The sequence below is a fragment of the Geobacillus sp. CCR genome (assembly GCF_052906625.1).
Map to the genome: position 1 here is coordinate 1 of NZ_JBREBQ010000065.1, position 6,795 is coordinate 6,795.

The following is a 6,795-nucleotide window of genomic DNA, read 5'->3' on the forward strand; positions in this document are numbered from 1 at the left end:
GTTGGGTAGTCGTCAACCTGCCCCCTGATGCAACCCCAAGTCAAGGAAGGAGGACGAAGTCCGTTTGCACTTCTGGGGAGTTGCAAGCCCCCACTTCAAGCGTTAGCTAAGTGGGGGTAGTTGACGCTATGGCAGTCCGGGATGGCGGAATGGCCGCCACGCTATTGGTTCTTTTTTCGTTTTTTGTTGTTTTGCCGCTGCGCTTCGGTCAACGGTTCGTTGGAAAATTCTTCATTGTAGCCGGCGCCCATCCCTTGCGCTTTTGCAGCGTTCATGCCAGGGATCACGTGGTTTGCTTTTCGCTTTGCCATTCGTTTCACCTCCGCTTCTAGTTTGCGACGAAACGGGCGCCTTATTCCTCTTTTGCCGCGGTAAGGAAGTAATATGGCGAGACATTGGAAATCATTATTTACAACTTGTGCTGTTCTATAATAAGATAAAGTCGTGCCGAACTTTATGGGGATTGGGAGAATTCATGCTATTTTTTCGACTTTTGTGCGAAAAAATAGTATAGTATTATTATGAAGTGAAGGATTATGAAGTGAAGGGGGTTATACATATGGCGAAACAAGATGTGTTCAACACCCGCTCTTCATTCGAAGTCAACGGTAAAAAATACAATTATTACCGTTTGCAAGCGCTTGAAGAAGCGGGCATCGGCCAGGTGAGCCGCCTGCCGTACTCGATCAAAGTATTGCTTGAATCGGTGCTCCGCCAAGTCGACGGCCGCGTCATCACGAAAGAGCACGTCGAAAACTTGGCGAAATGGGGAACGCCGGAAATGAAAGACATCGACGTGCCGTTTAAGCCGTCGCGCGTCATTTTGCAAGACTTCACCGGCGTGCCGGTTGTCGTCGATCTGGCTTCGATGCGCAAAGCGATGGCCGATTTGGGAGGCGATCCGTACGAAATCAACCCGGAAATTCCGGTCGATCTCGTCATCGACCACTCGGTGCAAGTCGACCGCTACGGGTCAGACGATGCGCTGGAGTACAACATGGATTTGGAATTCAAACGGAACGCCGAACGGTACAAGTTTTTGAAATGGGCGCAAAAAGCGTTTAACAACTATCGTGCCGTTCCGCCGGCAACGGGGATCGTCCACCAAGTGAACTTGGAATATTTGGCAAGCGTCGTTCACGCGGTCGAAGGGGAGAACGGCGAGTACGAAGCGTTCCCGGATACGCTTGTCGGCACGGACTCGCATACGACGATGATCAACGGCCTCGGCGTCCTCGGTTGGGGAGTCGGCGGCATTGAAGCGGAAGCCGGCATGCTCGGCCAGCCGTCGTACTTCCCGGTGCCGGAAGTCATCGGCGTCCGCCTGACAGGCAAGCTGCCGGACGGAGCGACGGCCACGGACTTGGCGCTTAAGGTGACGCAAGTGCTCCGGAAAAAAGGCGTCGTCGGCAAATTCGTTGAATTTTTCGGACCAGGAGTAGCGACTTTGCCGCTTGCCGACCGGGCGACGATTGCCAACATGGCGCCGGAATACGGGGCAACGTGCGGCTTCTTCCCGGTCGACGCTGAAGCGCTTGACTATTTGCGCTTGACCGGCCGCGACGAACATCACGTTCAAGTCGTCGAAGCGTATTGCAAAGCGAACGGTTTGTTCTACACGCCGGATGCACCGGAGCCGGTGTTTACGGATGTGGTGGAAATCAACTTGTCGGAAATTGAAACGAACTTGTCTGGCCCGAAACGGCCGCAAGACTTGATCCCGCTCTCGAAAATGAAACAGTCGTTCCGCGACGCGGTGAAAGCGCCGCAAGGCAACCAAGGCTTTGGCTTGACGGAAGCGGACTTGGAGCGGGAAATTACGGTCGAGCTGAACGGCGAACAAGTGAAATTAAAAACGGGCGCTGTCGTCATCGCGGCGATCACAAGCTGTACGAACACGTCGAACCCGTACGTGCTTGTCGCCGCTGGTTTAGTGGCGAAAAAAGCGGTCGAAAAAGGCTTGCAAGTGCCGAAATACGTGAAAACGTCGCTCGCGCCGGGCTCGAAAGTCGTCACCGGCTACTTGCGTGACTCGGGGCTGCTTCCGTATCTGGAACAGCTCGGTTTCAACATTGTCGGCTACGGCTGCACGACATGCATCGGCAACTCAGGTCCGCTTGCGCCGGAGCTCGAAAAAGCGCTCGCGGAAAGCGATCTGCTCGTGACAAGCGTCCTGTCCGGCAACCGGAACTTTGAAGGCCGCATCCACCCGCTTGTCAAAGGCAACTATTTGGCATCGCCGCCGCTTGTTGTCGCCTATGCGCTCGCCGGCACGGTCGACATTGACTTGCTTAACGAGCCGATTGGCAAAGACAAAGACGGCAACGACGTCTATTTCCGCGACATTTGGCCGTCGATGGAAGAAGTGAAGAATGTCGTCAAGCAAGCGGTCGATCCGGAACTGTTCCGCAAAGAATATGAGCGCGTGTTCGACGGCAATCCGCGCTGGAACGCCATCGAAACAACGGATGAGCCGCTGTACCAATGGGATGAAAACTCGACGTACATTCAAAATCCGCCGTTCTTTGAAGGCTTGTCGCCGGAAGTGCGCAAAGTTGAACCTCTCACCGGCTTGCGCGTCGTCGGCAAGTTCGGTGATTCGGTCACGACTGACCATATTTCGCCAGCTGGGTCGATCGGCAAAAACACGCCGGCAGGCCAATATTTGATCTCGAAAGGCGTCGAGCCGAAAGATTTCAACTCGTACGGTTCGCGGCGCGGCAACCATGAAGTGATGATGCGCGGCACGTTCGCCAACATCCGCATCCGCAACCAAATCGCGCCGGGCACGGAAGGCGGCTATACGACGTACTGGCCGACCGGCGAAGTGATGTCGATGTACGATGCGTGCATGAGATACAAACAAGACGGCACTGGGCTTGTCGTCATCGCCGGCAAAGACTACGGCATGGGCAGCTCGCGCGACTGGGCGGCGAAAGGGACGTTCTTGCTCGGCATTAAAACGGTCATCGCCGAAAGCTTTGAGCGCATCCACCGCTCGAACCTCGTTTTGATGGGCGTCCTGCCGCTGCAATTTAAAGAAGGCGAAAATGCGGAGACGCTCGGCTTGACGGGTAAAGAAGTGTTCGACATTCACATCGATGAAAACGTCAAACCGCGCGATCTCGTCAAAGTGACGGCGACGAACCCGGATACGGGTGAGAAGAAAGAATTTGAGGTCATCGTCCGCTTTGACAGCGAAGTCGAAATCGACTACTATCGCCACGGCGGCATTTTGCAAATGGTGTTGCGCGAAAAATTGGCGAAAGTGAAACAATAACGACAAAAAGCAGGCTCCCATATCGGGAAGCCTGCTTTTATTTTGTGTTGAGCTTTTTCGCTGCGTTCTCAAGCTTGCTTTTTGGATCCGGGGTGAACGTTCCGTCTTGGCCAAAGCCTTGCGGGTTGACGCCCGGCGCCTTCGTGCCGCGGTTTCGGCCGCCGTTTTTGGTCATTGCTCTCACCTCCGCTCTTTACGGATAGTATGGCCACCCTTGGTCAAAATATAAGCAAAGGAGGAAAGCTTCACTGTTTTTCGCTAAGAGCAATCGTTGCGGCTACGATGGGATGTTCCGCTTTTCCCGCCACCGTCTGCCCCAGAGGCGCATGCTTGGCAGTTCGGCGAAAATCATGCCGGCCAAAATCGCAGCGCCGCCAAGCCAGGCCGATGGCGACAGCCGCTCTCCAGCCCAAAGGTAGGCGGTCAAAGCGGCGAACACCGGCTCCATGGCGAAAATCAGCGCGACATGGGCGGGAGTCGTATATTTTTGCACCGCCGTTTGGATGAGAAACGCCGCGGTCGTCGCCAACAACGATGTCACAGCGAGCGCCCCCCATACTTCCGGACGGCGGAGCACCGCCATATTCCACATTTGCGCGGCGTCTTCAAACCAAAAGGCAAAGAAGAAACAGAGGATGCCGACGGTAAAAATTTGCACCATTGTCAACAGCATCGTCGAATACTGAGAGGAATAGCGGCCGGTGACGATAATGTGCATGGCAAAGGAAACAGCACAAAGAAAGACAAAGAAATCGCCCTGATTGAACGACAGCTCCGCTCCCCCTGTCAGCCAATACAGGCCGAACGCGGCAAGTGCCGCTCCAACGACCGCATTCACAGACGGTTTTTGCTTTAAAATCAAAAAGGAAAACAATGGAACGAGCACAACGCTCAGTCCGGTAATAAAGCCGGCTTTCGAGGAAGTGGTATACAACAGTCCGATCGTTTGGAATGCGTAGCCGCAAAACAGCCATAGCCCCATCCACGCCCCAGCGCCGATGACTCGCCATGACAACTGGCCGAAGAGTGGGCGGGAAGCGGCAGCGATCCAAGCGAGAAGCAACAAGCCGGCCAAACTGAAGCGAACGGCGTTAAACGACAACGGCTCCAAAAACGAAATGGCATTTTGGACGACGACGAACGTCGCCCCCCAGACGAACGTCACCATTAGCAGACTCAGATCGGCTATGGTTTGACGCTTCAATTCGAATCCTCCCTCTTCATATGCTTGCGCCCCATCTCATTTTGGGTGCTAGCCGCTAGTGTACCACAAGTAGGCCGAAAAAGATAGATATTTTGGAAAAAAGATGGGCGCCTGCGGCAAAATGGTTGATACAAGAAGAAATTGCGCATAATATTAGGTAATGAACAAGGGCGCAAGTGTGGTAAAATAAAAACCAGCTCCGATCATCGCCACGCGGAAGGGTGACAATGCGTTGGACGTACAAATCCACTGGACGTATATCACGCCGAAAAAACAAGAGGCGTTTCTTGTCTCCGATTGGGTCGATGCCAAAAAGGCGCTCGCTTTGGCGGATGATTTTGAAAAAACCGGGCGGACGAAAACAGTGGAGTTCGTCGATCGAAACGGCACGGTGTGGTCAAAAAAAGAGCTGCAAAAGCTGCTTGAGGAGATCGCCGGCGAGCCGCATGAGATCGTTGTGTATTTCGACGGCGGCTTTGACCATGAGACGTCCCAAGGCGGCGCCGGCGCGGTCGTATACTATAAGCAAAACGATCATCGCTACCGGTTGCGCGCCAACCGCCGGCTCGGCGAAATCAAATCCAATAATGAGGCAGAGTATGCGGCGTTTTGGTTTGTCATGCAGCTGCTCGAGGAACTTGGCGTCCATCATTTGCCGGTGACGTTCCGCGGCGACTCCCACGTCGTGTTAAAGCAGCTGTCCGGCGATTGGCCGTGTTTTGAGGACGATTTCAACATCTGGCTTGACCGCATTGAAGCGAAAATGCGCGAGCTTCACATCGAACCGGCGTACGAGCCGATTTCGCGCAAACAAAATAAAGAGGCGGATTCGCTCGCCCGCCAGGCGCTTGAAGGGCAGATCATCACAAGCCGAACGGAATTGACAGGGAAAGGGTAAGGTCGTATGGGAAAGAAGCGGAACCGACGCAAAGAAATATTGGACCAAATCGCTTGGCTGGAGGAAACGTACTGCGATGGCTGCTTTTTAAAAAGCACGTTCCGGAAAGAGTACGGCAAAACGTACGCCCAATCGTTTTGCATCCAGCAATGCACGGTCGGGGAACAAATGCGGCAGTACGGGGAGATGCTTCTATCAGCGCCGCCGCGTTCGCGTCGGTAATGAAGGAATTTTTTTCAAGAGGCGGTTGGTGCGGGCGATAGGAGCCCCAATCTGCGCTTTCGCGGGCCTGGGGCGGTGCCGGCTGCGACCAGGCAAGCTTTGGCGTTTGAACGGAGGAAGCGGATGCGCTGCGAAGGCCGGTGATTGACAGAACATACGTTTTAACATGGAGAAACCTCAAAAGCAGTTCTTCTTTTCACTCCAAAAGGAAATCGCTGTTTGTCCTCCGCCTTAATAGATGCAATTTTTACTGAGCATTGGATCGACCGTCGAACGACCGAACAAACACCGCTTTCAGCCCCATGTATGGGTCTGAGAAGCGGGTGGTTGTTCGATCGTCCGTCACGCCAAGGCGTGACGGAGGCAAGCAAAGGCTTGCCCTCGACAGTCGAAAAATTGATAAGTGTCTTTTCTGTCAAAGAAAAGATATGTTAAACGTTTTGGTTGCATCTATATAGATGCAATTTAAAGCTTTAACATTTTTCGTTTTTACCGATCATTTCATCCGACTGTCGAGTGACCGAACAACACCGCTTCCAGACCCATGAATGGGTCTGGAAGCGAGTCGTTGTTCGGTCTTCCGTCACGCTAAAGCGTGACGGAGGCAAGCCATAGGCTTGCCTTCGACAGTCAAAAATGGATGAGCCACTTTTCCGTCAAGGATATGTTAAACGATTTCGTTGCATCTATATATATCGTTTTGCTGTTATTGCCGCGCCTCGCGAAGCTGGTGTTCGGCGCGGGCCAATGTTTGTTCGCAACGGGCGAGAAAATCACCGTCGACGCCCGTTGCTTCTTGGCGGGCGCGTGCAAGTTGGTCGCGGGCGTTTTTCACCGCTTGTTCGGCATGGCGAAGCATCTCGGGATCGAGCTGCATCGTCGCCTGGCCGACCATTTTCTCCGCCGTCTCGACGAACATTTCCACTTGCTTTAAGTCGTTGTATCCCGTATGTACGTCGGCATCGCGTCTGGCCATATGAACACCTCCCTTTTTTTATTGTTCGCCGCTTGGTTGAATCTATGCAAATCGCAATGAAAAAGGCACCCTGCTTAAGCAGGGTGCCTCTCGTGTGCGCCCGGCATGGGTGCAGTCTATAGGGTGAAAGTCCCGAACTGCGAAGGCAGAAGTAGCAGTTAGCTTAACGCAAGGGTGTCTGCGGCGACGCAGAATCTGAAGGAAGCGGGCGGCAA

The 6,795-nt window shown here is 53.7% G+C and carries 7 protein-coding genes; 3 read left to right on the forward strand and 4 right to left on the reverse strand.

What is annotated here, in order from left to right:
- Positions 1-161: 161 nt before the first annotated feature.
- The gene (gene sspO, locus ACVBDQ_RS17300; RefSeq protein WP_008879509.1) at positions 162-311 is read right to left on the reverse strand and encodes a small acid-soluble spore protein O; all 150 of its coding nucleotides are present in this window, start codon (positions 309-311) and stop codon (positions 162-164) included.
- A gap of 248 nt (positions 312-559) precedes the next feature.
- On the opposite strand from sspO, the gene acnA reads away from it, so the two are divergent.
- The gene (gene acnA, locus ACVBDQ_RS17305; RefSeq protein WP_014195516.1) at positions 560-3,280 is read left to right on the forward strand and encodes an aconitate hydratase AcnA; all 2,721 of its coding nucleotides are present in this window, start codon (positions 560-562) and stop codon (positions 3,278-3,280) included.
- Positions 3,281-3,317: 37 nt separating this feature from the next.
- On the opposite strand, the gene sspL is transcribed toward acnA, so the two are convergent.
- Positions 3,318-3,455 (reverse strand): small, acid-soluble spore protein L, encoded by a 138-nt coding sequence (sspL, locus tag ACVBDQ_RS17310; RefSeq protein ID WP_011230846.1) that lies wholly within the window; start codon positions 3,453-3,455, stop codon positions 3,318-3,320.
- 102 nt (positions 3,456-3,557) lie between these two features.
- Entirely contained in the window at positions 3,558-4,484 is a 927-nt protein-coding gene (locus ACVBDQ_RS17315) for a DMT family transporter (RefSeq protein WP_011230848.1), read from the reverse strand.
- Between the two features lie 232 nt (positions 4,485-4,716).
- Between ACVBDQ_RS17315 and ACVBDQ_RS17320 the strand changes: the two genes are divergently transcribed.
- Positions 4,717-5,382 carry a ribonuclease H family protein gene (locus ACVBDQ_RS17320; RefSeq protein WP_011230849.1) on the forward strand — a complete coding sequence of 222 codons (666 nt, stop codon included), beginning with the start codon at positions 4,717-4,719 and terminating at the stop codon, positions 5,380-5,382.
- Positions 5,383-5,388: 6 nt separating this feature from the next.
- A complete protein-coding gene (locus ACVBDQ_RS17325; RefSeq protein ID WP_011230850.1) occupies positions 5,389-5,604 on the forward strand; it encodes a zinc-finger domain-containing protein in 216 nt (71 codons plus the stop codon).
- A gap of 706 nt (positions 5,605-6,310) precedes the next feature.
- On the opposite strand, the gene ACVBDQ_RS17330 is transcribed toward ACVBDQ_RS17325, so the two are convergent.
- Entirely contained in the window at positions 6,311-6,580 is a 270-nt protein-coding gene (locus ACVBDQ_RS17330; RefSeq protein ID WP_011230852.1) for a DUF2564 family protein, read from the reverse strand.
- Between the last annotated feature and the right edge of the window lie 215 nt (positions 6,581-6,795).